This window comes from Rhodothermus profundi (genome assembly GCF_900142415.1).
Taxonomy (GTDB): domain Bacteria; phylum Bacteroidota; class Rhodothermia; order Rhodothermales; family Rhodothermaceae; genus Rhodothermus; species Rhodothermus profundi.
The window spans coordinates 266,213-291,008 of the sequence record NZ_FRAU01000003.1 but is presented as its reverse complement, the minus strand read 5'-3'; the positions used below and the strand labels follow the sequence as shown (position 1 = coordinate 291,008).

At 59.1% G+C, this 24,796-nt stretch carries 19 protein-coding genes; 11 read left to right on the top strand and 8 right to left on the bottom strand.

Annotated elements, in window-relative coordinates:
* Positions 1-4: 4 nt before the first annotated feature.
* The gene (locus BUA15_RS06365) at positions 5-823 is read right to left on the bottom strand and encodes a hypothetical protein (protein ID WP_072715133.1); all 819 of its coding nucleotides are present in this window, start codon (positions 821-823) and stop codon (positions 5-7) included.
* Positions 824-917: 94 nt separating this feature from the next.
* Between BUA15_RS06365 and porD the strand changes: the two genes are divergently transcribed.
* Positions 918-1,823 carry a type IX secretion system protein PorD gene (porD, locus tag BUA15_RS06360; protein WP_072715132.1) on the top strand — a complete coding sequence of 302 codons (906 nt, stop codon included), beginning with the start codon at positions 918-920 and terminating at the stop codon, positions 1,821-1,823.
* 103 nt (positions 1,824-1,926) lie between these two features.
* Complete coding sequence (locus BUA15_RS06355; protein WP_072715131.1) at positions 1,927-3,213, top strand: cystathionine gamma-synthase family protein; 1,287 nt, start codon at positions 1,927-1,929, stop codon at positions 3,211-3,213.
* Between the two features lie 409 nt (positions 3,214-3,622).
* On the opposite strand, the gene BUA15_RS06350 is transcribed toward BUA15_RS06355, so the two are convergent.
* The 3 genes from BUA15_RS06350 to BUA15_RS06340 are packed head-to-tail and all read right to left on the bottom strand — an operon-like array spanning position 3,623 to position 6,288.
* On the bottom strand, positions 3,623-3,949 hold the full coding sequence (locus tag BUA15_RS06350; RefSeq protein ID WP_072715130.1) for a heavy metal-binding domain-containing protein: 327 nt from the start codon (positions 3,947-3,949) through the stop codon (positions 3,623-3,625).
* Positions 3,950-3,983: 34 nt separating this feature from the next.
* A complete protein-coding gene (locus BUA15_RS06345) occupies positions 3,984-4,700 on the bottom strand; it encodes an RsmE family RNA methyltransferase (RefSeq protein ID WP_072715129.1) in 717 nt (238 codons plus the stop codon).
* Between the two features lie 4 nt (positions 4,701-4,704).
* Positions 4,705-6,288, bottom strand: coding sequence for a BamA/OMP85 family outer membrane protein (locus BUA15_RS06340; RefSeq protein ID WP_245771949.1), 1,584 nt, complete (start codon positions 6,286-6,288; stop codon positions 4,705-4,707).
* Between BUA15_RS06340 and mutY the strand changes: the two genes are divergently transcribed.
* Entirely contained in the window at positions 6,287-7,426 is a 1,140-nt protein-coding gene (mutY, locus tag BUA15_RS06335) for an A/G-specific adenine glycosylase (RefSeq protein ID WP_084660533.1), read from the top strand. The genes BUA15_RS06340 and mutY overlap by 2 nt on opposite strands.
* Positions 7,427-7,532: 106 nt before the next feature.
* Complete coding sequence (locus BUA15_RS06330) at positions 7,533-8,870, top strand: sensor histidine kinase (RefSeq protein ID WP_072715128.1); 1,338 nt, start codon at positions 7,533-7,535, stop codon at positions 8,868-8,870.
* A 1-nt stretch (position 8,871) separates the two neighbouring features.
* On the opposite strand, the gene BUA15_RS06325 is transcribed toward BUA15_RS06330, so the two are convergent.
* Entirely contained in the window at positions 8,872-10,044 is a 1,173-nt protein-coding gene (locus BUA15_RS06325; protein ID WP_072715127.1) for an RNA polymerase sigma factor, read from the bottom strand.
* Positions 10,041-10,868 carry an SAM hydrolase/SAM-dependent halogenase family protein gene (locus tag BUA15_RS06320; RefSeq protein WP_072715126.1) on the bottom strand — a complete coding sequence of 276 codons (828 nt, stop codon included), beginning with the start codon at positions 10,866-10,868 and terminating at the stop codon, positions 10,041-10,043. Before BUA15_RS06320 ends, BUA15_RS06325 begins: the two co-directional genes overlap by 4 nt.
* Positions 10,869-10,984: 116 nt before the next feature.
* On the opposite strand from BUA15_RS06320, the gene BUA15_RS06315 reads away from it, so the two are divergent.
* A complete protein-coding gene (locus tag BUA15_RS06315) occupies positions 10,985-11,368 on the top strand; it encodes a YraN family protein (RefSeq protein ID WP_072715125.1) in 384 nt (127 codons plus the stop codon).
* A gap of 6 nt (positions 11,369-11,374) precedes the next feature.
* Here the strand turns inward: BUA15_RS06315 and nth are convergent, their stop codons facing one another.
* Positions 11,375-12,028, bottom strand: coding sequence for an endonuclease III (nth, locus tag BUA15_RS06310; RefSeq protein WP_072715124.1), 654 nt, complete (start codon positions 12,026-12,028; stop codon positions 11,375-11,377).
* Between the two features lie 234 nt (positions 12,029-12,262).
* Between nth and BUA15_RS06305 the strand changes: the two genes are divergently transcribed.
* A complete protein-coding gene (locus BUA15_RS06305) occupies positions 12,263-13,876 on the top strand; it encodes an FAD-dependent oxidoreductase (RefSeq protein WP_072715123.1) in 1,614 nt (537 codons plus the stop codon).
* A gap of 19 nt (positions 13,877-13,895) precedes the next feature.
* Positions 13,896-15,641, top strand: a complete 1,746-nt coding sequence (locus tag BUA15_RS06300; RefSeq protein ID WP_072715122.1) for a thiamine pyrophosphate-binding protein — start codon at positions 13,896-13,898, stop codon at positions 15,639-15,641.
* On the opposite strand, the gene BUA15_RS06295 is transcribed toward BUA15_RS06300, so the two are convergent.
* A complete protein-coding gene (locus BUA15_RS06295; RefSeq protein WP_072715121.1) occupies positions 15,630-16,565 on the bottom strand; it encodes an alpha/beta fold hydrolase in 936 nt (311 codons plus the stop codon). The two genes, BUA15_RS06300 and BUA15_RS06295, sit on opposite strands and share 12 nt — an antisense overlap.
* Before the next feature lie 177 nt (positions 16,566-16,742).
* Between BUA15_RS06295 and BUA15_RS06290 the strand changes: the two genes are divergently transcribed.
* The 4 genes from BUA15_RS06290 to BUA15_RS06275 all read left to right on the top strand — a co-directional run bounded on the left by BUA15_RS06290 (position 16,743) and on the right by BUA15_RS06275 (position 24,794).
* On the top strand, positions 16,743-19,580 hold the full coding sequence (locus BUA15_RS06290) for a TonB-dependent receptor domain-containing protein (RefSeq protein ID WP_072715120.1): 2,838 nt from the start codon (positions 16,743-16,745) through the stop codon (positions 19,578-19,580).
* 17 nt (positions 19,581-19,597) lie between these two features.
* Positions 19,598-20,914, top strand: a complete 1,317-nt coding sequence (locus BUA15_RS06285; RefSeq protein WP_072715119.1) for a RagB/SusD family nutrient uptake outer membrane protein — start codon at positions 19,598-19,600, stop codon at positions 20,912-20,914.
* Between the two features lie 101 nt (positions 20,915-21,015).
* Positions 21,016-24,036: a VPS10 domain-containing protein gene (locus tag BUA15_RS06280; protein ID WP_072715118.1), complete on the top strand. Its 3,021-nt coding sequence runs from the start codon at positions 21,016-21,018 to the stop codon at positions 24,034-24,036.
* A gap of 8 nt (positions 24,037-24,044) precedes the next feature.
* Positions 24,045-24,794 carry a DUF7282 domain-containing protein gene (locus BUA15_RS06275; protein WP_143149576.1) on the top strand — a complete coding sequence of 250 codons (750 nt, stop codon included), beginning with the start codon at positions 24,045-24,047 and terminating at the stop codon, positions 24,792-24,794.
* The last annotated feature ends 2 nt before the right edge of the window (positions 24,795-24,796 follow it).

Below are 24,796 nucleotides of genomic sequence, written 5' to 3'. Positions count from 1 at the left end.
TACCTCAGGGGATAAGCGTTATGGAAAGGGCGGGCGACCAGCCTAGAATCGTGTGGTATTCGACGGCGACATCGGTTTGCAGGAGTCCAGCCGACAGACCAAAGCCGGCTGTGAAGCGGCCGGGCAACGTGCCGGTTCCGGCCCGAAGCGTCAGGAAGGGCAGGGCCTGCACCTCCAGTCCCACCCGCAGATCAGGTGCATAGCGTGCGTCTTTAGATACGTCCAGCAACAGTTGAAAAGGAGCCGGAGGGTGGTACGCCAGACCCAGACGCAGGGTGCGAGGGAGCCGCTCACGGCCTGCCAGGCGTGGGGCGTTCAGGTTGGTTGCGGCCATCCCTACGGAAAGCCAGGGAAAAACGCCTGCCCGCAAGCCTGCCCAGAGGCCAAGGGTACCGGCTGCTCCGTAGCGCTCAATAGCAATGCGCTGGTAACGCACGCTCAGGCCCAGCTGGAGTGGGCGCCGGGTGGCTGGATATACGATATGGGCTATTCCAAGCCAGAAGTGCGTGGCGCGGTAGGCCTCGAACCCGAAAGTGCGGGCGCCCAGCGCTAACGTCAGGCGAGCAATCGGCTGGACATAGGTGGCAGCACCCAACCGCAATGCTTCAAGGCCATAAGCCTGGCTGGCCATCAACGACAGCGCCGCTTGTCGAAAACCAGCCCATGCAGCCGGATTGGCGTGCGCCCAGACGTCGGCTGCCAGGGCTGTGGTGGCCCCGGAAAGTGCAATGGCCCGCGCACCACCTTCCAGCGATTGGCTCTGGGCAACGTTGATCAGAGCGAGGGAGAGCAGCGTGCTCAGTAGCCTGACGACCTTAGACATGGTTGCCAAACAGATCGGTTTAAGGATGCAACTCGGAAGTCAATCCGCTGATCATGGGAAACACGTGCTACGAGCCGCCGTACCAACGGCCGGTATGGCATCAATCCGCCAACATAGCGTTACCGGATGGGTGCTGGGCCTGCTATTGGTAACAACGATTCCGCTCCAGGCCCAGGAGTTGAACTGTAACGTCTCGGTTAACTACCAGCAGCTTCAGGGTTCCCAGTATGACTATCTCAGTGAGCTGGCGGATCAGATTCGTCGTTACCTGAACGAACGCCGCTGGACAGACGACGTGTTTGAGGACATTGAGCGCATCGACTGTACCGTGCAGATCTTTTTCGAAGAAGCCATCACGCTGACGCGTTTCCGGGCCCGGCTGATACTGGCAACACGGCGTCCCATTTATGGCACAACGCAGTACACAACGGTGCTGCAGCTCAGCGATCCAAACTGGGAATTCGACTATCCGCAGGGGACGCCGCTGATTTTTAATCTGGAGCAGTTTCATCCGCTAACGTCGGTGCTTGATTTTTACGCGTTCATTATCTTAGGCTACGACTACGATACCTTCAGCGAACTGGGCGGTACACCGTTTTTCGAGCAGGCTCGCCGCATTGCAGAGCTGGCGCAAGCGGCCGGTGCCAGTGGGTGGAACCAGATTGGTGATGACCGTAGCCGCGTTGCGCTGATTACGCAGTTGCTGGACCCGCGCTACCGGTCGGTTCGGCAAGCTTATTTCAAGTATCACTTTGAAGGGCTCGATCGGTTTGTGCAGGATCCCGAAGCAGCCCGTACGGCGGTGCTCGAAGTGCTGCGTTCGATGGAGGCGCTTTATCAGGAAGTATCGCGTCCGTATGTCATGGATCTATTCTTTACAGCCAAGTATCAGGAACTGGCAGCCATTTTTGAAGGATCGCGTTTCGCCCAGGAAGCCTTTACGATTTTGAGCGAGCTGGACCCATCGCATCTGTCTGAATACAACCAGTTGGTGCAGTAAGGCTTCCGTAAAGAAGCAGGCAAAAGCTCCTGAAGGCTTTGCACTTACTGGAAGCGTTTTCGAATTTGAAGGAAATCCCCGGTAATCAACTACGCTGAAGGTTATGCCGCGCAAACCCAAGCCCAAATGGCCCGCCGAAATCAACGGCCATCGCTTGCATCCGGAAAGCCTGATGATGAGCTACGGCTACCGACCTGAGTGGTCGGAAGGGGCGCTCAAGTGCCCGATCTTTCAAACTTCGACGTTTGTCTTTCAGTCGGCTGAGGAGGGCAAGCGTTTTTTTGAGTTGGCCTATGGCCTGCGTGAGCCGGAACGCGCCGAGCAGCTTGGACTCATCTACAGCCGTTTGAATAACCCCGACCTGGAGATCCTCGAAGATCGGCTTACGCTCTGGGACGATGCCGAAGATGCTGCCGTCTTTGAAAGTGGCATGGCGGCCATCTTTGTATCGCTGCTCACGTTCCTCCGGCCTGGCGATGTTGTGCTGCACAGCGAACCACTCTACGGCGGCACCGACTACCTGCTAAAACATATTCTGCCCGAGTGGGGCGTTCAGGCGGTAGGCTTTCTGGCGGGTACCCCGGAAGACGAAGTGCGCGCTCTGATCAAGCGTACAGGTATCGGCGAGCGATTGCGCGTGCTGTATGTTGAAACGCCGGCTAATCCGACCAACCGACTGGTGGACCTGGAGGCGTGCGCCCGCATTGCCCGGGATCATAGCCGCCCAGAGCGTCCCGTTCTGGTCATGGTAGACAACACGTTCCTGGGGCCTCTCTGGCAGCATCCACTCAAGCACGGCGCAGATATCGTGCTGTATTCAGCGACCAAATACATTGGCGGTCACAGCGATGTTATTGCCGGAGCCGCCTTGGGCTCCCGTGATCTGATGAAAGCCATCAAGGCTACGCGTACCTTCACGGGCTCTATGGCAGGACCCTGGACGGGATGGCTGCTCATGCGCAGCCTGGAAACGCTTAAAATCCGCATGGAAAAACAGGCGCGTAACGCCCGGCGCGTGGCTGACTTTCTGGCTGAGCATCCCAAAGTTGAGCGCGTCTATTACCTTGGGCACCTCAAAGAAGAAGATCCGCAGTACGAAATCTTTCGACGCCAGTGCAAAAGTCCAGGCGCAATGATTTCATTTGAGGTGCAGGGGGGAGAGGCCGAGGCGTTCCGCTTTCTGAACAGTCTGAAGCTCATCAAGCTAGCCGTGAGTCTGGGCGGCACGGAGTCGCTGGCCGAGCATCCTGCCACCATGACGCACTCTGACGTGCCCCCTGAAGAACAGCGGCGCATTGGCATTCGGGATAACCTGATTCGGCTTTCTGTGGGTATTGAGCACCCGGCTGATCTCATCTTGGACCTGGAGCAGGCCCTGGAGACAGTCTAGCTCGAAAGACGGAGGCCTGACAGGGGACGGAGGCGTTTGCAGAAGCAGCATGAGCGTAACAGGTAACCCCTTCTGGTAAGGCAATGGACGGTCTTGGCTGCCTCTGGCCTTGAGCGATTGCATCAGGAGACAGCCTGGAGCTATCTTGGCAGACGCACCCGCTTCGGAGAGCCCCTCTCTTCTCCGAGGAAAGGGGGAAGAGGGGGGTATTTTGCTTACCAGAGCGGCTCTGGCAACACGTAGATTCTAAGGCACCCCTTCCATCCCTGGGAACTGCTCCCTATGCAAGGGGAAAGCCGTAAAGGGCCGAGTCTGCTATGCAGGTTTGTAGAGATAGATTTCCAGCGGACACCCAGCCCCTGCTTTGCTCGCAGGGCATTTCTGGGGCTTCTGGCTGAGAACCCGGCGTTTATGCAACGGTGACAGCCGTACCGCTTACGCTGACCATGAGCATGTTGCCGCTTCCTCCAGCCGCGATGGTTTCATAGTCAATGTCGATGCCTACAATGGCATTGGCGCCAAGCTGGCGGGCTTTTTCTTCCATCTCAGCAAAGGCCAGATCGCGCGCTTTGCGCAGTTCTTTTTCGTAAGCGGCTGAGCGGCCCCCAATGATGTCGCGAATGCCTGCAAACAGGTCCCGAAAGATATTGGCCCCCAGTATGGCTTCACCGGTTACGATGCCGTGGTATGCGGTAATCCGTCGGCCTTCAATAGAGGGCGTTGTACTTTTCAGCATAGCCTGATGCGGTCTGGGTTATCGGGTTGTAACGTTACATTTCCTGGCATAGAAGGAAAGCACTGGCCGCTACCAGGGCGGCTGTTTCGGCGCGCAGTCGGCGCGCGCCCAGGGAAACCAGTTGAAAGCCGGCCGCTTCGGCTTGCTGCACTTCCTGTTCCGTAAACCCGCCTTCCGGACCTATCAATACGAGGGCCTCCTCAATGGCAGGCTGCAGCAACGCATGCAACCGTTGGCGTGGACGGCCTGGCTGCTCATGACAGAGCAGGCGGAGGGGTTCAGAGGCGTTTAATATATCCGTAAACGACCGGGGAGCATGTAGCGCGGGTAGACGGCTACGGCCACATTGTTTCATGGCGGCAATGAGCAGCCGTCGTGCTCGATCCAGGCGAAAGTGCGTGCGCTCTGTTCGAGCGGTGATCAAGGGTACAATGGCATGTACGCCCAGTTCGACAGCCTTTTCCAGAAACGTTTCAAAACGAGCCGTCTGTTTGAGCAGGGCCAGCCCGATGGTCAGACGGTAGGAGGGTTCGCCCACCTCATAGCGCGTTTCTAGGATACGTCCCTGCACAGTACGTCGGTCTACTTGCTCCAGGCGCAAGCGGTGCCATCCGCCTACGCCATCCACGACAATTACTTCATCGCCCGTGCGATGGCGCAGCACGCGCAGTGCATGGTGGGCTTCTTCCTCGGGAAGCCGGACCCAGCCATTCTGGAAAGCGTCCGGGGGAGCGTAAAACGTCGTGGTCATTGCCTCACAGCGCCAGCATTAGTTGTAGGTGCAGCCGTCCGTCCAGCATCGGTTCATTCGGGTTCAGGGCATAACTCAGGTTCAGTAAGCCTGCGCCGGTTTCCACCTGGACTCCCAGTCCATACCCTGGATGCCAGGTAGTGCGGATGGGCCTATCGGGTCGGGGTGCCGTGGCCACGTAGCCCACATCCAGGAACGCAAAGATAAACGTCGGTAATGTGAGCAGGTAGCGCACTTCGGCCAGTACCCGAGCGGTGCGCACGCCCACAAACTGTTCTTCATTATAGCCGCGCAGGGAACGCGCACCACCTAACCGGTAGAGATCTGCAGCGTCGTACTGACTGGCGCGTAGCAAAGCCAGCTCGCCTCCACCTACCAGAACCAGCCGGCCGGTCAGCGGGTGGTAAAAACGGAGCGTAGCTTCCAGACGGTCCTGCCGCGTGCGCGTCTGGACGCGGATTGTGTCGAGGCCGGCAAGCTGGCGAGTGCTTCGGGTTTTGCGGCCACGTTCAGCCTGAATCGTTAGCATCAGGCCTCGGCGTGGCGCGACCGGGTGGTCCAGTTGTTGCCAGCGCAGGCCAAAGCCCAGAAGTGTAGCGTTTCCCCGGGCAATGCGTTGTTGGCTTCCTGCCAGCCGAAGTCCTGCGGGGCCAGGGCGTGTAATTTCTTGTCGCCAGGAGCTGGTTATCTGCAGGCCAGACGGGAACTGGTATCCCAGCGTCAGGCGCACATCCTGGCGGTTGTAGGTGGAGTCCTGCTGGCGTCCTATAAAGCTGAATCGAATCAAGAACGCTGTGCTTAGAAGAAACGGGTCAGCAGCTTCCAATCGGAAGCGACTGATGCGTCCGGGTAGCCGTTCTAATTGTAGTTCCAGTTCGCGTCCGGCTCCGAAGAGGTGGCGCAGCCACAGATGGCCACTGCCGACCAGGCCGCCGCGTCCGTTGCCGGCGGGTTGATAGCCCAGCAGCAGGTTAAACGAGCCAGGGGGCGCTTCTTCGAGTGAGAAGACCAGAGCGGCGGTGGTGTCGCCGGTCAGGTATAACAGCGGGGGATCGACGCGACGAAACAAGCCACTGGCTGCCAGACGCTCCGCCATCCGTTCCGGGTCGAACGGGCGCAACCACTGGCCAGGACGCAGGTGCAGCAGTCGGGCTACAAATGCAGGTTGTGTTCGCCGGGTGCCCTGGAGCAGGATGCGGTCCAGATAGAGCCGAGGACCGGGCTCTACCGTTAAGGTAAGCAGCAAACGGTCCGGATGCGCAGGATCCAGGTCGAGCTGTCGAATGATAACGCGCGCCAGGGGATAGCCAGCCCGGGCATAAAGGCGGGCAATGGTAGCCAGTCCGGCCTGAAGCCGTTCAGTGGTCAGCGGGTCACCAGGACGAAAGGGTAGGGCGGCTCGTACGACGTCGGCGGGTAGCGGGGCGCTTTCGAGGATGTGAATGGTACCCAGACGAAAATTTGCTGAGAGGCGGAGCGTGTCGGCAGAGATCGGTTGCGCAAAAAGCAGGCGGTTCGGACCGAACCCGACCAGCAAGCAGACGTACAGAAGGCATGTTATGCCAACAAGCTGTCGGGAATTGTGCATGAGCCGCCGTGCTTCCTCCAAAACGTCTTATCTGGATCGTCTGACGCCTGCTATTCGAAAGACGTTTCACAGGCTACCCGATTGGTATCGCCAGCATGCACGGGATCTGCCCTGGCGACGCACGCAGGATCCCTACCGGATATGGGTAGCGGAAATCATGCTGCAGCAGACTCGGGTGGACCAGGCTCGTCCCTATTATGAGCGTTTTCTGGAGGCCTTCCCGACTGTAGAAGCGCTGGCGTCTGCTTCGTTGGACGACGTGCTACGGTGCTGGGAGGGACTGGGCTACTATGCACGCGCACGCAACTTGCACCGGGCAGCCCGCCAGATTGTTGCCCACCATAGCGGCCAGTTGCCGAAGACCTACGAAGCGCTGCGGCAATTGCCAGGTATTGGACCGTATACCGCGGCGGCAATTGCCTCGATTGCTTTCGGGGTGGCGCGTGCGGTGCTTGATGGCAATGTGATGCGCGTGCTAACCCGTGCGTTGGCTATTGACGACGACATTCGCGCTTCTGCGACGCGGCGAGCCCTGCAAGAATTGGCCGATGCATTAATTCCTTCTGAGGCGCCTGGAGCGTTCAACCAGGCCATGATGGAGCTGGGGGCTACCGTATGCACGCCGGTACAACCCCGTTGCAGCGACTGCCCCCTGCGCAGCGTATGCCAGGCCCGGGCTTTAGGCAATCCAACGGCTTTTCCCGTTCAGGCGCCCCGAGCCCCTGTGCCGCACTATGAAGTAGCGCTGGGAATTCTGATCAATGAGGCAGGTGCCGTGCTAATTCAACGTCGCCCGGAAGAAGGGATGCTGGGAGGGTTGTGGGAATTTCCGGGTGGTAAACGAGAGCCCGGTGAGTCGCTGGAAGCAGCCTGTGCGCGTGAGCTGTACGAGGAGTTGGGCGTGCGGGTAGCTGTGGGACCCTGCCTGGCCAGGGTACGCCACGCTTACACGCACTTTCGCGTGACGCTGCATGCGTTCCAGTGCACCCTGCAAGAAGGAGAGCCGCGTTCGCGAGCCGGGCTTCCGCTGCGCTGGGTCCCGCTGGAAGAGCTGGATCACTATGCCTTTCCCCGGGCCAATCGACGACTGATCGACCTGATCAAACAACGCCGCCTCCAGCCCGATCTTTTTGAGTAGGAACCACCGAAACAATCGGTTATCCTGCATAACTGGACCCTGGATTATCGTTGTCCGGTTGGAAACAGGCGCCTGGTGCGTTTTGGCATAAGCAATCCGGAATGCTATGAAGGCCTATCGCCTTTCGGTCAACTTAAAACTCGGTCTGGTGATTGCTGCGGTGGCAATCGCGGTCGCTTCCGTTGCCTATACAAACTGGTTGGCCAACCGGCTGCGAGAACGGGAAGAATTTTTAGTGCGTCTCTGGGCAGCCGCACAGGAGCAGTTGGCTGCGAGCACGCACGTTAATCCTTACCTGGACGTATTCCAGCAACTGGAGCAACAGCTTGATCGGTTAACGGCGATAGACAATCAACAGCTCACCCGGTATCGGGCCGCGCTGGCCTGGGCGCGCACCATGCCCCCTACGTTTGACGTGACGCTCGCCAGTGAGATTGTCCTGGAAGGGGCTTTTGATATTCCTGCTATTATCACCGATGCAACGGGGCTGCACCCCCTGTTCTGGCGCAATGTGCCGGTGCCAGATTCGTTGGAGGGGTTGTCGCCTGCCGACTCAGCGCGGGCTATGGCACGCCTGCGCGCTCTGGTAGCCGAAATGGATCGCGTCCACCGGCCCATTCCTATTCGACTTCGTTTCCAGGATACCGAGCTGGTGCAGTACGTGCACTACGGAGAGTCGCGCCTGATTCGCCAACTTCGGATATTTCCATACGTGCAGCTTTTTGTGATGGGGCTTTTCATCTTGGTCGGATACCTCGGCTTTTCGTACGTGCGGCGCAGTGAGCAGCGCAGTCTCTGGGTAGGCATGGCCAAGGAAGCGGCGCATCAGCTCGGCACCCCGCTTTCCAGCCTGATGGGCTGGGTCGAGCTGCTCCGCACCCACAGCCTTGCACCGGCGCAGCAGCAGGAAGCACTTGACGAAATTGTAAAAGACATTGCACGCCTGAAGCGGGTCGCGCAACGCTTTTCAGAAATCGGGTCGCTGCCGCGGCTCAAAGAGCAACCGCTGGCTCCTGTTATCCAGAACACTGCCGACTACATACGGCGTCGCATGCCGCGTCTGGGCAAACAGGTAACGCTGGTGGTACAGGTTCCGGAAGACATTCGGGTACCGCTTAATGCCGAGCTGTTTGAGTGGGTGATTGAGAATTTACTCAAGAATGCGCTGGATGCGATGGAAGGAACGGACGGTCGCATTGAAGTGCGTGCCCGCGTGCAGGGAGACGCTGTGCAGATCGACGTGCAGGACACGGGCCGCGGTATCGACCGACGCCAGTGGAGAAATATTTTCCGACCAGGCTACAGCACCAAAAAACGAGGCTGGGGTCTTGGACTCAGCCTGGCTAAACGTATCGTAGAAGACTACCATGGAGGGACGATTGCGCTGGTGCAGTCCCGGCCAGGCCAGGGGTCGACGTTTCGCATCACGCTGCCGCTGCGCTGACTCACGACGGAAACGCTATGCGCTCGCGCAGGGCGGCAGCGTCTCCTTCCGTAACCGCTACGTAAATGTCGTCCCGGTAGCGCCAGACGAGCACCTGCTGGCGTCCCAGCACATGCAGGTCAAAATGCTGCTCTTCTTCAATCTGACGCAGCACATCGGGATCAAGCAACAACCGATTCTGATAACGATCCAGCAGGGCGTAGGTGTAGAGGTAGATTGCCAGGGTATGGCCGCTTTTGCGATCTTCGAAAAGCAGTACGGGAACGTTCAGCTCGGGCAGAACAGGTGCCTGCGTTAGCCCGATAAGCCGGGCGTCCGCAATGTCGGGAATGACGACGCGCCAGCCCTGCTGGGCCAGGTAGCGTTCGGCTTCGGCTGGATGCGTCAGCGGCTGCTCAACGGTCAATGAAGCAGCCAGCTCGACAGACCGACGGATCAGGTCAGAAGGACGAGAGGCTGAAGGCGATGGAGCAGGGCGGGTGCTTCGCCAGGCAAGCCAGCCCAGCAAGCCAGCCATCAGCACGATCAGAACGGCCACGAGCGTGCGGGTGGCCGGGTGGTGCACGACCGATCGAGACGGGGGGGCAGACGCAAGCGACGGGCTACCTGTCAGGTTGAGCAGTTCCGTGCGCAAGGCACCAGGCGGCGGTTGTAACAGGCGACCCAGGGCCTGCCGCAGGTGGGACCGAATCTGGGCCTCGGATAGTCCAAACTCAAGCAGCGCAAACTGGCCGGCGGTAAGATACCGGCTGAGTGCTCCGCGCAGGGCCTGATGCGCTCGGGTGTAGCCTTCCGGCGAATCCTGCAGCAGGGAAGCAGCCGTCTCAGGCGTTAGTTCCAGCACGTCACACAGGTACAGCCATAGCCGGTCGCGCGTTGCCAGCAAAGCGATCGCAGCAGGAAGCACCCGGCTCAAAATGCGTTCTGCCAATTCCTGGCTGGCGGCCAGGCCTGAGGTTTCCGCTGTGTTGGAAGCCTGCGCGTGATGCAGCAACCGGGCGATCAGCCAGGTTCTGGCTTGATCAGCCGGCGGGGGGGCGTCCAGCGCTTCCCGGTATACCGTTCGGACCAGTCGGACGGCCGTTTCTGCATCAGGCGTTAGCAGTTGCGCCAACCGGTAAAGCTCATCCAGATGGGTAAGCAGGGCGCGGGGGGTAGCCTGCAAGGCATTCATGAGCGGTTGCGCGTCGGTTTCTGTTCAAAGATAATGTGGACCGGTGTCCCCTGACGAATGCCGAGCAGCTCGGCCGCATTGCCGCCATTGACCGCAATCTCCAAGAAGTCGCTGCTGCCGAACAGGAGAAGCGCCTCGCCCTGGGCTACTGCTCCATACGTAGGCTGCACCTGCGTAAAGGGGGTGCTGCCCACGTAGCATTTGAACGGACGGTCTGCGCGGTAGTGCTCAAATAATTCCCGGGAGATATTCGTAATGCAATTGCCAAAGCGGTCTACGTGAATGACCCAGCCGTGGATGCTTTCGTTACTGGCGGATGGTTCCATCCAGCGCAGCGTAGTAAGCCGTTCGATCGGGGTTCCGATTTCTTGAAGCGAACGACCGGCGGCCAGATGGCCGGCTGCTGGCGCGAAGATATCGCGCCCATGGAAGGTCTGGCTGGGCGTTGGCGTGCGCCAGAAGGATGGTCGATTAAGCTCGACGAGCTCATCCGGATGCTCGGTGCCCAGCACGAGCGTGAACAGTCCGTTATCCGGTCCCACAAACCAGTAAGAGCCATGGCGAAGCGCTACGGCCCGTCGCTCTGTGCCTACGCCTGGATCAACAACAACCAGGTGAATCGTGCCTGGAGGAAAATAAGGGATCGCCTCGCGCAACACAAAGGCCGCCTCCATCACATCCTGGGGCTGAATGTCATGCGTAATATCCACCAGTTGAGCCTGGGGGGCCAGACCGAGTAATACCCCCTTCATGGCAGCCACGTACGCGTCTCGCGTGCCAAAATCAGTGGTCAACGTAATGAGGGGTCGCGGTTGTGAGGCCATCCGTACGGACGATTTTTCGCTATAAACTACAAACGGCTCGCATCGAATGCGCGCGGAGGAAACGAGATCCCGTGCGTTTTCGTTCACGGGCCTGACACGCAGCCGTGCGCATGCTCATGGACACACGTTCGATTGGCCAGCAGGGAGAAGAGCTGGCAGCCGCTTATCTGGAACAACAGGGCTATCGTATTCTGGCCCGCCAGTATCGCTTTGAACGGGCAGAAATTGACCTGGTGTGTTTTGAACCGGCGCCTCGTCCTGAAGATGGCGGCGAGATCGTGTTTGTTGAGGTGAAAACCCGACGCAGCCTGGACTTCGGGCGACCCGAGGAAGCTGTCACGCCCGAAAAACGACGGCACCTGATCCGGGCAGCGCGCGCCTATTTGTATGAACACCACCTGCAACGCGCCCGCTGCCGGTTCGACGTCGTGGCCATTGTCCTGCGCAATGGGCAGCCGCCAGAAATCACGCATTTTAAGGACGCTTTCTGGGCTGAGTAAGCCGTTTCAGGCAGCCACGGCGACACCGATTCGCGGACACACATCGGCCAGTGCGCACTGACTGCAGCGAGGACGGCGCGCCAGGCACACGTAGCGGCCATGCAGCACCAGCGCATGGCCAAACCATGTCCAGTCTGCACGAGGCACAAGGGTCATCAAATCCTGCTCGATCTTATCGGGCGTTTTGTGTGCGGTCAGACCCAGGCGCTGGGCAACGCGACGGACATGGGTGTCAACGGCGATGCCTTCTCGGATGCCAAAAGCGGTGCCCAGCACAATCGCAGCCGTCTTGCGTCCTACGCCCGGTAGCGCGGTCAGCGCCTCCATGCTACGCGGGACCTCGCCTCCGTGGCGTTCGACCAGTTGGCGGGCCAGACGTACAATGGTTCGAGCTTTCTGGCGAAAATAGCCCAGCGGTCGCAGGAGGGGTTCGAGCTCTTCGGGACGGGCGCGTGCCAGCGCTTCGGCGGTTGGGTATCGCCGGAAAAGCTCAGGCGCAATCTCGTTGACCTTCTTGTCGGTCGTCTGAGCCGAAAGAACCGTTACGATAAGCAATTCGAAAGGAGTAGCCCAGCGAAGTTCAGTCGTAGCCTCCGGGTAAGCGCTGCGAAGACGCTCTAAGATGGCGTCGATCCGCTGGCGAGCTGTTTCGGTCGGCATAGACAACTTCATTGTAAAGCTTCTCGCTGCTACAAAATCCAACAAAAGTTGCACTCCTGCAAGGGAAGAGGTGAAAAGCGCGCGCTCCTTTGAGCCTATGAAAAACAGGCGGAGTTGGCAAAGGGCATTTCCTGATGGAGAGGTGCAAATATAAATAGATGGGCAGGCGTATTTTGTCCCCATAGCAGGCGTATTTTCCCAGCCAGAAGTCAGGATTTACCAACGGGTCCTATCATGCCACCGTTACGCTACGAGGCAGACGTAATCATTGTCGGGGGAGGACTGGCTGGTCTCGTTACGGCCCTGGAACTTCTGGGAAAGAATCGCTGGGTCGTGTTGCTTGATCGCGATGAGCCAGAGCGACTGGGGGGACTGGCGCGCGAGTCGTTCGGGGGTATCTTTCTGGTCGATACACCCCATCAGCGGCGCCTGCGCATTCAGGACAGCCCGGAGCTGGCCTGGCGCGACTGGCAACGCTGCGCCCGCTTTGGTCCCGAAGACCACTGGCCGCGCCGCTGGGCACAACATTATTGTGAGCATTCGATTCCCCTTATCTTCGAGTTTCTAGACAAGCTGGGCGTGCGCTTCCTGCCGCTGGTGTACTGGCCAGAACGAGGCCTCTACGAGCCGCTCAACTCGGTGCCGCGCTGGCATATTGCCTGGGGCACGGGATACGAGATTGTCCAGCGCATTCTCGCTGCACTGGAAGCGCATCCGAACCGGCATCGGTTGTCCTTGTATTTCCGGCATGCGGTGACGGATTTTATCCAGGAAGGAGGGCATGTGGTGGGCGTGCAGGGACATGTGGAGCCAGACGGTCCTGTCTTTGAGGCGCGCGGAGGAGCAGTGGTGGTTGCCTCAGGGGGCATCTGCGGAGGGGATCTGAGCAAGCTACGGGCCCACTGGTATCGCCCCTGGGGCAACCCCCCTCCTAAACTGCTGAACGGAGCGCATCGCTATGCGGATGGCCTGTTGCACGACCGCGCAGCCGCCCTGGGCGCTCATCTGACTCATCTGGATCTTCAGTGGCATTATGCGGCTGGCGTGCACCATCCGGCCCGTCGACGCCCCCATGACGGTTTGAGTCTGGTTCCACCCCGATCGGCCCTCTGGTGTAATGCACGAGGCCGTCGCATCGGACCGCCCCCTCTGGTAGGCTATACCGACACGCGCTGGCTTGTCGAACAGATTCTGCGTCAGCCCGGCCAGTACAGTTGGCTTGTGCTCAATTACAAGATCGCAGTGCGAGAACTGGCCGTCTCGGGCTGCGACTATATGGAAGCATTTCGCTATAAAAAGCGCTTGCGTATGCTATGGGAGCTGGTGCGTGGCAACCATCGCCTGGTACAACGGCTCATTGATGAATGCGCTGACGACATTGTTGTGGCCGATACGCCCGCTGCGCTTATTGATGGCATGAATGCGCGCAGTCTGTTCGGATTGCAGATTGATGGGGAGGGCATGCTTCGCGATATTCAAGCCTATGATGCCATGATTGAACGAGGGCCTGCTTTTTTCAATGACGAACAGTTGCGACGCCTGATGAACTTTCGTACCTATCGAGCAGATCGTTTGCGGCTGTGTCGCTTTCAGCCCATTTTAGATCCCAGCGCCCGACCCCTGATTGCCATCCGCTGCTTTATCCTGAGCCGAAAAAGTCTGGGAGGGTTGAAAACCAATCTGGAAGGCCAGGTGCTGCGGCCCGACGATACGCCCGTGCCTGGCCTCTACGCGGTAGGCGAAGCAGCCGGTTTCGGAGGCGGGGGAATGCATGGACAGGGATCGCTGGAAGGCACGTTTCTGGGCGGCTGTATTCTTACCGCCCGCCTGACAGCGCGTCATTTATAACCATCCTGGAATCAGCACCATGCCCAAGAAAAGCGGAGCCTGGTTGATTCGGTATGCACTGGAGCAGCTGCCCGTGCCTTTCACCTTTGGGATTCCCGGTGTGCACGTAACGGAATTGTACGATGAGCTGGGCCAGAGTGAGCGCGTGCGACCTGTGCTGGTGACGCACGAAGGAGGAGGAGCCTTTATGGCAGATGCCCTCAGTCGGGTGGCGCCTGATCGTATCGGTGCCCTGGCCATCGTGCCGGCGGCTGGTGCCGCGTTGGCCATGGGAGGACTGGGAGAGGCCTATCTGGCCGGGGTGCCATTGCTGGTTATTTCGGGCGGGATTCGCACCGACGTGCCCTATCGCTTTCAGCTCCACGAAATAGATCAGGAGCGGTTGGTGGCAGCCGTCACGAAGGGGTTCTGGCGCGTGCACCGACACGATGAAATCGTTCCGACAATTTTTGAAGCATACCGGACAGCCGTTTCAGGCGTGCCTGGACCTGTCTTTGTAGAAGTTCCCGTCAATGTACAGCTCTTCCGGGATGAAGTCCCGGCGCTGCCAACCTTCAGGCCCCCGCCGCCTCCGGAAGCGCCAGACGAAGCGCTGATCGAAGAGGCTGCCCGGGTATTGGCCCGGGCAGAACGTCCGGGCATTTTTGTCGGCTGGGGCGCGGTCGATGTTACGGAGACGCTGATGGAGCTGGCAGAGCGGCTGGGGGCTCCGGTGGCCACCACGCTGCAGGGACTGAGCGCCTTCCCGGGAAACCATCCGTTGCATGCGGGCATGGGTTTTTCGCAGGCGGCGGTGCCGGCCGCCGAGCGTGCCTTTGAGGACTGCGATGCGCTCCTGGCGGTCGGGACTCGGTTTGCCGAGATTCCCACGGGCAGCTTTGGCGTGCGCGTGCCCGGAGCGCTTGTGCATATCGACCTGGATCCTCAGGTGCTGAACGCCAACTATCCGGCTCAGGTGGCCATTGCCGGCGACAGTCGGGTTGTGCTGCCTCGCCTGCTGGAGGCCCTGCGAGATATGGGCGTTGATCGACCGGCACGTCGAGAAGCTGTTGCGCAGCAGCTTCAGGCTGACAAACGAGCCTATCGGGAAGCCTGGTATCGGCACAACAGTGGCGCGCGTGTTAACCCGGCTTACTTTTTTGATGCGCTGCGGGCGGTGCTGCCTGACGAGGCAATCGTTACCGTGGATGATGGGAACCACACCTATCTAACTGCTGAGCTGTTCGAGGTGCGGCAGCCGCGTACGCTTATTCTGCCATCCGACTTCAACTGCATGGGCTATGCGGTGCCGGCTGCTATAGGCGCTCGGTTGGCCTACCCAGACCGACCGGTTGTGGCAATTGTCGGCGATGGGGCATTTTTAATGACAGGGCTTGAGCTGCTGACAGCCCGGCGCATGGGCGTGGGCGTGCTTTGCTGCGTCTTTCACGATGGGGAGCTGAGTCAGATTTCCCAGGGGCAGGAGATCCCCTATAACCGGAAGACCTGCACGGTGCTCGGTGAGGTGCGGCTGGAAGGTATTGCCCGGGCTGTGGGGGGACGGTACGTTCGGTTGAGCAGCGAACCTGAAGCGCTTGCGCCGATGTTACGGGAGGCGCTGGCCTGGTCGCAGGAAGGCGAAGTCGTGGTGGTGGATGTGCCCATTGATTACAGCCGCCGCACTCGTTTTACGCAGGGCGTGGTGAAAACAGTGCTGGCCCGCTTTCCCACGGGGGATCGGCTGCGCTTTGTGGGCCGAGCGCTCTGGCGCCGCCTACGAGGATGAGGCCGACTTCCCACACCGCATGATGGAGTCCGGAGGGAACGCGATGAGCTGGGCCGCTGGTCCAGCCATACCCCGGTTGCTGTGGCCCACCTCAGGCACGGTTTGCAATCCCCAGCAGAAAGGAAGGCCCAGCGAGTCGGCCTGTTGCCGGGCGTTCTGGTAGAAGTACAGACCGCGGGCTAAGCGGTGGGGACCCTGCGCCCGCGCTTCCGGTGCATTGTTCAGATACGGATCCTGGGGATCGGTGTCTTTTTCGCCCAGCAGTACAATGAGCCGGCGCTGGAACGCGCGGGCCACCTCGTCCACACGAGTGAGGGGGCTTCCTTTCAGGCCATAGGGGTATGTAATGTCCCACCGAGGCAGCGTGTACCAGCCTGTGTTGGCAGCAATCAGCAGGTCGGCCTGCGTGGAGGACCGAAAGAGCGCGTATCGATGGACAAACTGGCCACCAGCAGAGTGTCCATAAAGGGCAAACCGGTTGGTAGTGAGCTGCAGCAGACGCCGCACGTACTGAAACAGTGAATCAATAACCGTAAACGTCCAGAGCCGTTCTGGTTGGAAGCGTCCCTGGGCATCCTGCATGTTTCCCTGATGGTAGCCGCGGCTTGAAAACTGTTGCGCTGGGAATCGTGGGGCCAGCACCAGGAAGTGAAAGCGACGGGCATGAGAGATCCACTGATCGCGGTAGGTATGTGCGTTACGTTTCACCCCGTGCATGACAATCACGACGCGCCCATCAGGAGGAAAGTTGTCGGGCAGGTAATACCATACAGTCAGGGGCTGTTCAAAGAAAGGGTAGGGGTATAGAAACGACCCCCTACCTGGCGCCAACGAGATAGCTTCTCCCGACTGCAGCGAATCGGTAGCATCACATCCAGTGAGCAGAAGCACCCAGAGCAGCCCCAGTTTATGTCTGCAGCGCATGTGCGATGTAAGGGGAGCTTTTTTGAGTAAGGATTCGGAAGAGAGGAACCTTTGATAAGTGATCTTGAAAAATCAAAAAAGCATTGTTAAGATATTGCAAAGCCTTACAGATATCTGTAATATATTATAGGCCAAAAGCGCTTCCAAAAAAATTCCTTACCCTAACGGTAAAGAGCCATGATTCAGCGGCTACTGCGACTCAGCGTCTTCTGGTTGGTGTGGCCGACGGTGGTGTGGGCCCAGACCGGAACGATTCGCGGGACGGTAACGGATGCAACCACCGGTGAAGTGCTCCCCGGTGTGAACATTGTGCTGCAGGAGCTGAATACCGGAGCGGCGACCGACGTAGACGGCCGGTACACCATTCCTAACGTGCCGCCCGGGACGTACACGCTGGAAGCCCGTTTTGTGGGCTATCAAATTGAGCAAGTCCGCGTGGAGGTTCGGGCGGGCGAGGTGGTGGTGCAGGATTTTGCGCTGGAGCCGGCCATGCTGGAGCTGGAGGAGGTGGTGGTAACGGGGACAGGTGGGCTGGCCCGACGCCGGGAAATTGGCAACACGCTGGAGCAGATTACGGCCACGCAACTGGAACGCGTGGCGATTTCGGACTTTGGCGATCTGATTCAGGGAAAGGCCCCGGGTATTACGGTCATGGAAAACTCCGGCCAGGTCGGGGCCGGTGCAACCATTCGCCTCCGGGGGAATAACTCGCTCATTAGCAATGATCCGATCATTTACATCGATGGGGTGCGGGTCAATCTCTACTATCCGGGAGACCCCGAAATGAACCAGGCGGCCTCCCCGCTGAACGATCTCAATCCCGAAGATATTGAGCGCGTAGAGATTGTTAAAGGAGCAGCCGCGGCTACGTTGTACGGTACCGAAGCAGCCGGTGGGGTCATTCAGATCTTCACGAAGCGTGGGGCGCAGGGACGACCCGTCTGGCGTCTTTCCATCACGCAAGGCTTTCACAACCTGGGACACATCGGTCCCAAAGAGGATCCGAAAGGCCTCTGGATGAACGACTGCACGGAATTCCCGGGCTGTCCAGAAGATGGGGACTGGCTGCGCAATGGTCATATCCAGGATTATAGTCTCAGTGTGCAGGGTGGATCGAATCTGCTGACCTATTTCTTCTCAAGCCGGCTCAACATCGAAAATGGCGTGATCGATCCGCAGCGCAGCCAGATGTACACCATACGAGGTAACTTTGGATTTTCGCCTTCGCCCAAGCTAAACATCCGCTTTAACAGCGCCTATACCTATCGGCGGACGCGCTGGGTCCCGGATGGCAACAACGCGGAAGGGCTGTTGCTGAACGTCATGCGCGGGCCGCGCGATTACACGCCCGACCATGACGACAGCAAGGTGCTGGAGATGAAGCTCTTTACGACTAACCATCACTTCCTGACAGGCGTAACGGTGAACTGGACGCCGACCCCGACAATGCTTCATCGCCTGACGGCCGGGTTAGATTTTGTGTCGCAGGACTATCAGGAAGAACGACCCTGGGGCTTCTTCTTCCGGCCGCTGGGCAATCGGGAGGCGGAGCAGTACAACTCCCGGGTGTTGACGCTGGAGTATATGGGGTCGTATGACCGAGAGCTTTCCGGAAGCATCACTTCCAGCACCTCCTGGGGCGGCCAGATTTTCAGCCGTTCATTCATTAACGTCTGGGGCTTTGGCGAGGACTTCGCCGGACCCGGCGACAAGCTGGTCAGCTCCGGCGCTAAGACGCAAGCGGACGAAGACCGCGTGACGGTTGCCAGTGGCGGCTTTTTCATCCAGCAGCGTTTCGGCTGGCGCGATCTGGTCTACGTAACGGCAGGCCTGCGCGCCGATGGGTTTAGCACCTTCGGGGAAGACTTTGGCCTGGCTTACTATCCCAAGGTGCAGCTTTCCTTTGTGGCTTCTCAGCTTGACTTCTGGCCCAGGCGCTGGTGGGACTCGTTCCGCCTGCGTGCAGCCTACGGAGAAAGCGGACGGGCGCCTGGCCCCTTCGATGCAGTGCGGACCTGGGATTCGGTCTCTGGCGACGAAGGGCAGCCAGCCGTCACACCGGCTAATATCGGTGACCCTAAACTGGGGCCCGAGCGCAGCCGGGAAATTGAGCTGGGCTTTGAAAGCCTCTTCCTGCAGAACCGGGTGCTGATCGACTTTACGTACTTCTTCCAGCGCACTTATGATGCCCTGATTCCAGTGCAGCCTATCCCCTCGCTGGGCTGGATTAACACGCAATTGCGCAACGTGGGCGAGCTGGAAAATAAAGGAATTGAAGCGCGACTGCAGTTGGTGTTGCTTCAGTCGCGTAATCTGCGCTGGGAGATCAGCGGACACTATTCCACGAACCTGAGCAAAGTGCTGGACCTGGGAGGTCTGGAAAGTATCTACATCGGCTGGCGCCAGTACTATCGGGTGGGCTACCCGGCACCGGCTTACTTCCATGATGTCGTGATCAATGGGGATGCCATTGGGGAGGAGCCCATCATGGAAGAACGCTATATCGGGCCTTCCTACCCGACGCGCACCTTCGGAATCGCAATGACGCTGACGCTCTGGCGTAACCTGACGATTGATATGCTGGGCGAGGGGCAGGGAGGACACGTCCTGTCGTCCGGGGTGGCCTACCAGAACACGAGACGCCGCGTCTGGCCTCCTTGCTACGACGTGCAGCAAAAGATCGAAAGCGGGCAGACGGCTGATCTGCGCACCTATGACTGGGCGCTGTGTGACCCGAACTTCACGACCTATGGGATGTGGACCAAGCCCGCTGACTTCTTTAAGCTGCGGCACGTGACCGTCTCCTATCGCCTGCCGCGGCGCTATCTACCGCCCGGTCTGCGCTCCATGCGCATTGAATTCAAGGGGCGGAATCTGCTGAAAATTACGGACTATCCGGGCATCGATCCGGAGGCGTTTGAAGATGGCAGCCGGAGCTTTGCCGCCTTCCGGCAGGAATACTATAACCTGCCTCCTACGCGCTCCTTCACCGTAACCTTAAGAGCTGAATTCTAAAGTAAGGAGGAGGTACCATGACGCGTTATAGATGGCTGCTGGTCTCGTTAGGGGTAGCCCTGGGCATGGGCACGTTGCTGGGGTGTGAAGAAGGGCTCTTCAAGGTGAAGAACCCGGGCCGCATCCTGGACGAAGATCTGAACACGGATCGGGCGCTCAATGCCGTAGTGGTCGGCATGTCGGCCGACTTCTCGGTCGTCTTTGACGACATTGCCTTTATCGTGGCGCGGCTTTCGGACGAGATGGAAGCCAGTGGCAGCTATTTCCTCTCGACGCGCGCCCGCCACGGCATTATTGATTATCGAGACACAGATGCCTACTGGGAAGGCATCCAACGGGCCCGCTTTGTCGCAGAAGATGGCCTGCGGCGCATGCAGAAAGTGCTGGGGGATGCCTTCAATGGGGACCCACGGGTAGCTCGCGCTTACCTGTTTGCCGGTCTGGCCAACCGGGTGCTTGGCGAAAACTTCTGCCGCGTGGTCTTTGATGGCGGGCCCGATCAGCCCAAGGAAGCGGCCTTCGAACGGGCGGTGCAATTTTTTACGGAAGCGATTAACCAGGCACAGCAGGCTGGTACCGACGACATTCTGCTGGCAGCCTATGGAGGACGCGCCCAGGCCTACATGGGACTGGGGGATTGGAGCAAGGCCGTAGCCGACGCTCAGCGCGTTCCGACCGACTTTGTCTACTACGCGATCTATTCGGATAACTCAACCCGTGAGTATAACGTCATCTTTCTGGAAACGCACCAGCGCCATGAGATGTCGGCGTATCAGACTCTGGCCCATCGCGTAGCCATGGAGCGGGGTAGCCCGGATCCCCGGGCGCCGTTTACCGACTGCCGGGAGGGAGATTGCCCCAACGCGCAGGGCGCCGATGGCAGCACACCGCACCTGCGCCAGGAGAAGTATGCAGACCGAGGCGCGGATATTCCGGTAGTTAAAGGAACCGAAATGCGCCTCATTGAGGCAGAAGCCGCGCTTCGCAATGGTGATCTGGCTACCGCTCTGGCCAAAATCAATGAGGTGCGCACGTTCTATGGCCTGGATCCGATTGATCCGGCTACGGTCTCGGGCATAGGGGATCTGCGCAACGCTGATGAAAACGACGGGTGGTCTATTCTGGATCGGGAGCGGCACCTGACGCTCTGGCTGGAGGGACGCCGGCTCTGGGATCTGCACCGATGGAATCACCCCTTCCTGGAAGGGGGCACGATCGTCTATCCAGGCGTCAATCCGCGGGCTTCGTGCCTGCCCATCAGCCAGAGTGAATGCCAGACTAACCCGAACATCGACCAGACGCAGAACTGTCAACCCTTTGCTGCCGGTGGATAGCGCGCAGCTAGGCGGGTAATGACACAGGGGGGCCATAGCCGTCCGGTAGGCGCTATGGCCCCCTTCTCGTAGCAAGGCAAGCCGACCAATCAACCAGAGCCATGCGAAAGCTCAGACTCCTCATCTGGACGCTCGGCCTGCTGGCGCAGGGTGCAACAGCTCAACCAGCCATCTTCAGCCAGATACCTGCTCGCAACATCGGGCCTGCTGGTATTGGAGGACGTATTCATGACGTGGAAGCGCTGCCGGACAATCCGGCTACGATCTATGTGGCAGCCGCTTCCGGTGGCCTCTGGAAAACCACGAACAACGGAACGACCTGGACTCCCATTTTCGATGATCAGCCAGTCAGTACCTTCGGGGATCTGGCTATTGCGCCCTCCCAGCCGAATATCCTGTATGCCGGCACCGGTGAGCAGAACAATCGGCAGAGCACTTCGTGGGGGAATGGGGTCTATCGCTCGGACGACGGAGGAAAAACCTGGCGGCATCTCGGGCTGGAAGAAACGCGCCACATTGCGCGCATCGTGGTACACCCAGAAAATCCGGAGGTGGTGTACGTAGCCGCACTGGGCAACCTGTGGAAGGAAAGTGAAGCGCGGGGGGTGTACCGGTCGAGGGACGGGGGACGCACCTGGGAGAAGGTGCTGTACGTGGATGCGTATACCGGTGCGGTTGATCTGGTGATGGATCCCCGAAATCCTCAGGTGCTCTATGCAGCAATGTATCAGCGGATGCGGAAAGTATGGGGATTCAATGGCGGAGGGCCTGGCAGTGGCATTTACAAGTCCACAGACGGGGGAGATACCTGGCAGAAGCTAACCAACGGGATTCCGGCAGGAGATAAGGGGCGTATTGGGCTGGCCATTGCGCGCTCCAACCCGCAGGTCCTGTATGCCGTCATTGAGCACGCGGAGGAAGGAGGGGTTTATCGCTCGCATGATGGCGGGGCTTCCTGGGAGAAGGTAAACAGCCTGAATCCGCGTCCCATGTACTACAGCCACATCTATGTTGACCCCAACCACGAAGACCGCGTCTACCTGCTGGCAGTAAATTTCTACAAGAGCGAAGATGGGGGGCGTACCTTCCTCCAGATGCCTACGCGTCCTACCTATGACGTAGGCATTCATTCGGACTACCATGCGCTCTGGATCGATCCCAACAATTCGGCGCATTTCCTTCTGGCCGGCGATGGGGGCCTGTTTGAAACCTGGGACATGGGAGAAACCTATCGCAAAATCAATAACTTTGTTATTGCGCAGTTCTATGCCATTGGTGTAGACTGGCGCACGCCGTTCTACTACGTCTATGGTGGCACGCAGGATAACCATTCCTGGATGGGGCCTTCGGCTACCCGTCGCTGGATTGGCATTCTTAACGACGACTGGGTACAGATTGGTTTTGGCGATGGGATGTATCATGCACCGGACCCTACCTCGCCACGCTACGTGTACAACTCAGAGCAAAACGGAGAAGCCTATCGGGTTGATGCGTTAACAGGGGACATGTTGTATATCCGGCCAATTCCTCCCGAAGGGGAGCCAGTCTATCGCTTCGATTGGATCACTCCGGTTGTGCTGTCGCGCTTCGATCCGCGCACGGTCTATCTGGGCGGAAATCGACTGTTTATTTCGCATGACCGCGGAGAGACGTGGCGGCGCACGCCGGACCTGACGCGGCAAATTGACCGCGATACGTTGAAGCTGATGGGGGTGCCCGGGAAGGATATTCGGCTGTCCCGGCATGATGGCGTGGCTTCGTTTGGCGAAATTACCACCATTTCGGAGTCGCCTCTTTCTCCGGAAATCCTGTGGGTGGGCACCGACGATGGCAATGTGCAGGTGTCGCGCGATGGCGGTCGCACCTGGACCGAAGTGGGGCATAACATTCCGGCCATTCATCTGCCCGGGCGACCCTACGGACGTTACGTCAGCCGGGTCGTTGCTTCGCGGCGCAGTCCGGGTAGTGCGTACGTAACGCTGGATGGTCATCACGAGGGTGACTTTGCTCCGTATGTGTATCGCACGGATGATTTTGGAAATACCTGGGAAGCCCTGACCAACGGTTTACCTTCGGACGGGTCGGTCCATGTCCTGGTGGAGCATCCGTTGAATCCCAATGTGCTCTTTCTGGGGACGGAACGGGCTCTTTTCTACTCCCTGGATGCCGGGCAACACTGGTATCGCCTGGACAATAACCTGCCGACCACGATTTACCGCGACCTGATCATTCATCCTCGGGATCTGGATCTGGTCATCGGGACGCATGGTCGGGGCATCTGGATCATGGATGACATCGGATTTCTGGCTGAGTGGTCGCCTGCGCTTCACGAAAAGCCTGCGCATCTGTTTGCCATCCGGCCTGCTCATTTCTTCCACTACTGGAAGGCGACGTCGTATCGGAGCCAGGCTGCTTACGCCGGAGAGAATCGTCCCTTTGGGGCGCTGATCACCTATTATCTGAGTCGTCCAGTGGACAGCGTTCGGATTGACATTTACAACGCGGCCGGTCGGCGCGTGCGGCAACTCAGCGGCCCAGGCGAAGCCGGAAAGTTCTTGCGGGTCGTGTGGGATTTGCGGCACGAGCCGCCTCCTTATCGGGAGACGCGGCCGCAGCGCGAAGGATTGGTGTATGCGGAGCGCTTGCTGCCTGAGCTGCCGCGGCCGGTTACGCCCGTCGGACCGTTTGTGTCGCCAGGAGTCTACCGGGTGGTGTTGCGAGCGGGCGATTATGTGGAGGAACGGACGGTGCAGGTGAAGCCCGACCCTGAAATGCCAATTTCTGAGGCGGCCTATCGCATGCGCGAAGCATTTCTGCTGGAGGTGCTGTCGTTGCAGCGCCAGGCTTTTGCTGCAGAAGAGTCAGTGCAGGCGCTTGAGCAGCAGTTGCGCGGCCGTGCAGACGCGGCTCGCATCGATAGCGTGCAGGCGCTGCGTCGTTCGCTTCAGCAGACGCGTCGGGCGCTGGACCGCCTGGCCGGGATCTTCAACGGGCGAGGTGTTAGACAGGGCTCATTGTATCCGCCTGCTGCGGTGCACTACAGGCAGAAAAAGCAGCTGGAGCGTCGATTGCGCGAGCTAATGCAACGTCTAGAACAGTATCGGCAACCTCAAATGCAATGAACGTCGCCATGAGGGGAAGGAATACGCTGCGCTGCAAGTGGGTCGGCTGGCTGCTGGTCGGGGTACTGACCGGTTGTGATGCCGCCCAGGAGCCGGTGTTAACGCCTCAGATTGTGGCGGGAAACCAGATGCTGGTCAACCAGCAGGTAAAAATCAAAAAGGTGGTGGCGCCGGAGCATGGATGGGTGGTCGTTCGACGCATTGATCAAGCACCGCAATTGGCCGGTGTGGCGGCTGTAGCGGAGGGGATCCGGCTGAACCTGCCGGTGCCTTATGCGCTTACCCTGGGCGATTATGAAGTGGCCTGGTGTTCGGCAATGCTCTACCGCGATCTTGGACGCATTGGTCAGTTTGAACCCGAGGTGGATCGTCCCTTTATGGTGGATCAGCAGCCGGTGGAAGCACGCTTTTTCCTTTTTAAGGGAGGAGAGGTAACGGACGGATGGATTGTGGTCGAAGATCAAGAGGTCGTTAACCGGACGGTGATCATCGAAGAGGTAGGGGTGGGAGAACCTGCCGATCTGGTCATTCATCGAGATGCTGGTAATCGACCGAAAGTCCCGGGTGTTATTGCGCGCAAGCCGTTGGAGCCAGGCATTCATCGGCAGGTGGAAGTTAAGCTCTTTCCCGAAGAAACTGTTTCCTGCGGAGAACGCCTCTGGCCTATGTTGCACGTGCGTTCGGTATCAGACGAGCAGCCGTATGATATTGATAAACCGATCATTACGACTTCTTTTGTTGTGCTTTGCGTGCCGTAAAT

Coding starts and splice junctions, on each gene's coding strand:
- BUA15_RS06365 (WP_072715133.1), bottom strand. CDS start 823: ATGTCTAAGGTCGTCAGGCTACTGAGCACGCTGCTCTCCCTCGCTCTG.
- porD (WP_072715132.1), top strand. CDS start 918: ATGGCATCAATCCGCCAACATAGCGTTACCGGATGGGTGCTGGGCCTG.
- BUA15_RS06355 (WP_072715131.1), top strand. CDS start 1,927: ATGCCGCGCAAACCCAAGCCCAAATGGCCCGCCGAAATCAACGGCCAT.
- BUA15_RS06350 (WP_072715130.1), bottom strand. CDS start 3,949: ATGCTGAAAAGTACAACGCCCTCTATTGAAGGCCGACGGATTACCGCA.
- BUA15_RS06345 (WP_072715129.1), bottom strand. CDS start 4,700: ATGACCACGACGTTTTACGCTCCCCCGGACGCTTTCCAGAATGGCTGG.
- mutY (WP_084660533.1), top strand. CDS start 6,287: ATGAGCCGCCGTGCTTCCTCCAAAACGTCTTATCTGGATCGTCTGACG.
- BUA15_RS06340 (WP_245771949.1), bottom strand. CDS start 6,288: ATGCACAATTCCCGACAGCTTGTTGGCATAACATGCCTTCTGTACGTC.
- BUA15_RS06330 (WP_072715128.1), top strand. CDS start 7,533: ATGAAGGCCTATCGCCTTTCGGTCAACTTAAAACTCGGTCTGGTGATT.
- BUA15_RS06325 (WP_072715127.1), bottom strand. CDS start 10,044: ATGAATGCCTTGCAGGCTACCCCCCGCGCCCTGCTTACCCATCTGGAT.
- BUA15_RS06320 (WP_072715126.1), bottom strand. CDS start 10,868: ATGGCCTCACAACCGCGACCCCTCATTACGTTGACCACTGATTTTGGC.
- BUA15_RS06315 (WP_072715125.1), top strand. CDS start 10,985: ATGGACACACGTTCGATTGGCCAGCAGGGAGAAGAGCTGGCAGCCGCT.
- nth (WP_072715124.1), bottom strand. CDS start 12,028: ATGCCGACCGAAACAGCTCGCCAGCGGATCGACGCCATCTTAGAGCGT.
- BUA15_RS06305 (WP_072715123.1), top strand. CDS start 12,263: ATGCCACCGTTACGCTACGAGGCAGACGTAATCATTGTCGGGGGAGGA.
- BUA15_RS06300 (WP_072715122.1), top strand. CDS start 13,896: ATGCCCAAGAAAAGCGGAGCCTGGTTGATTCGGTATGCACTGGAGCAG.
- BUA15_RS06295 (WP_072715121.1), bottom strand. CDS start 16,565: ATGCGCTGCAGACATAAACTGGGGCTGCTCTGGGTGCTTCTGCTCACT.
- BUA15_RS06290 (WP_072715120.1), top strand. CDS start 16,743: ATGATTCAGCGGCTACTGCGACTCAGCGTCTTCTGGTTGGTGTGGCCG.
- BUA15_RS06285 (WP_072715119.1), top strand. CDS start 19,598: ATGACGCGTTATAGATGGCTGCTGGTCTCGTTAGGGGTAGCCCTGGGC.
- BUA15_RS06280 (WP_072715118.1), top strand. CDS start 21,016: ATGCGAAAGCTCAGACTCCTCATCTGGACGCTCGGCCTGCTGGCGCAG.
- BUA15_RS06275 (WP_143149576.1), top strand. CDS start 24,045: ATGAGGGGAAGGAATACGCTGCGCTGCAAGTGGGTCGGCTGGCTGCTG.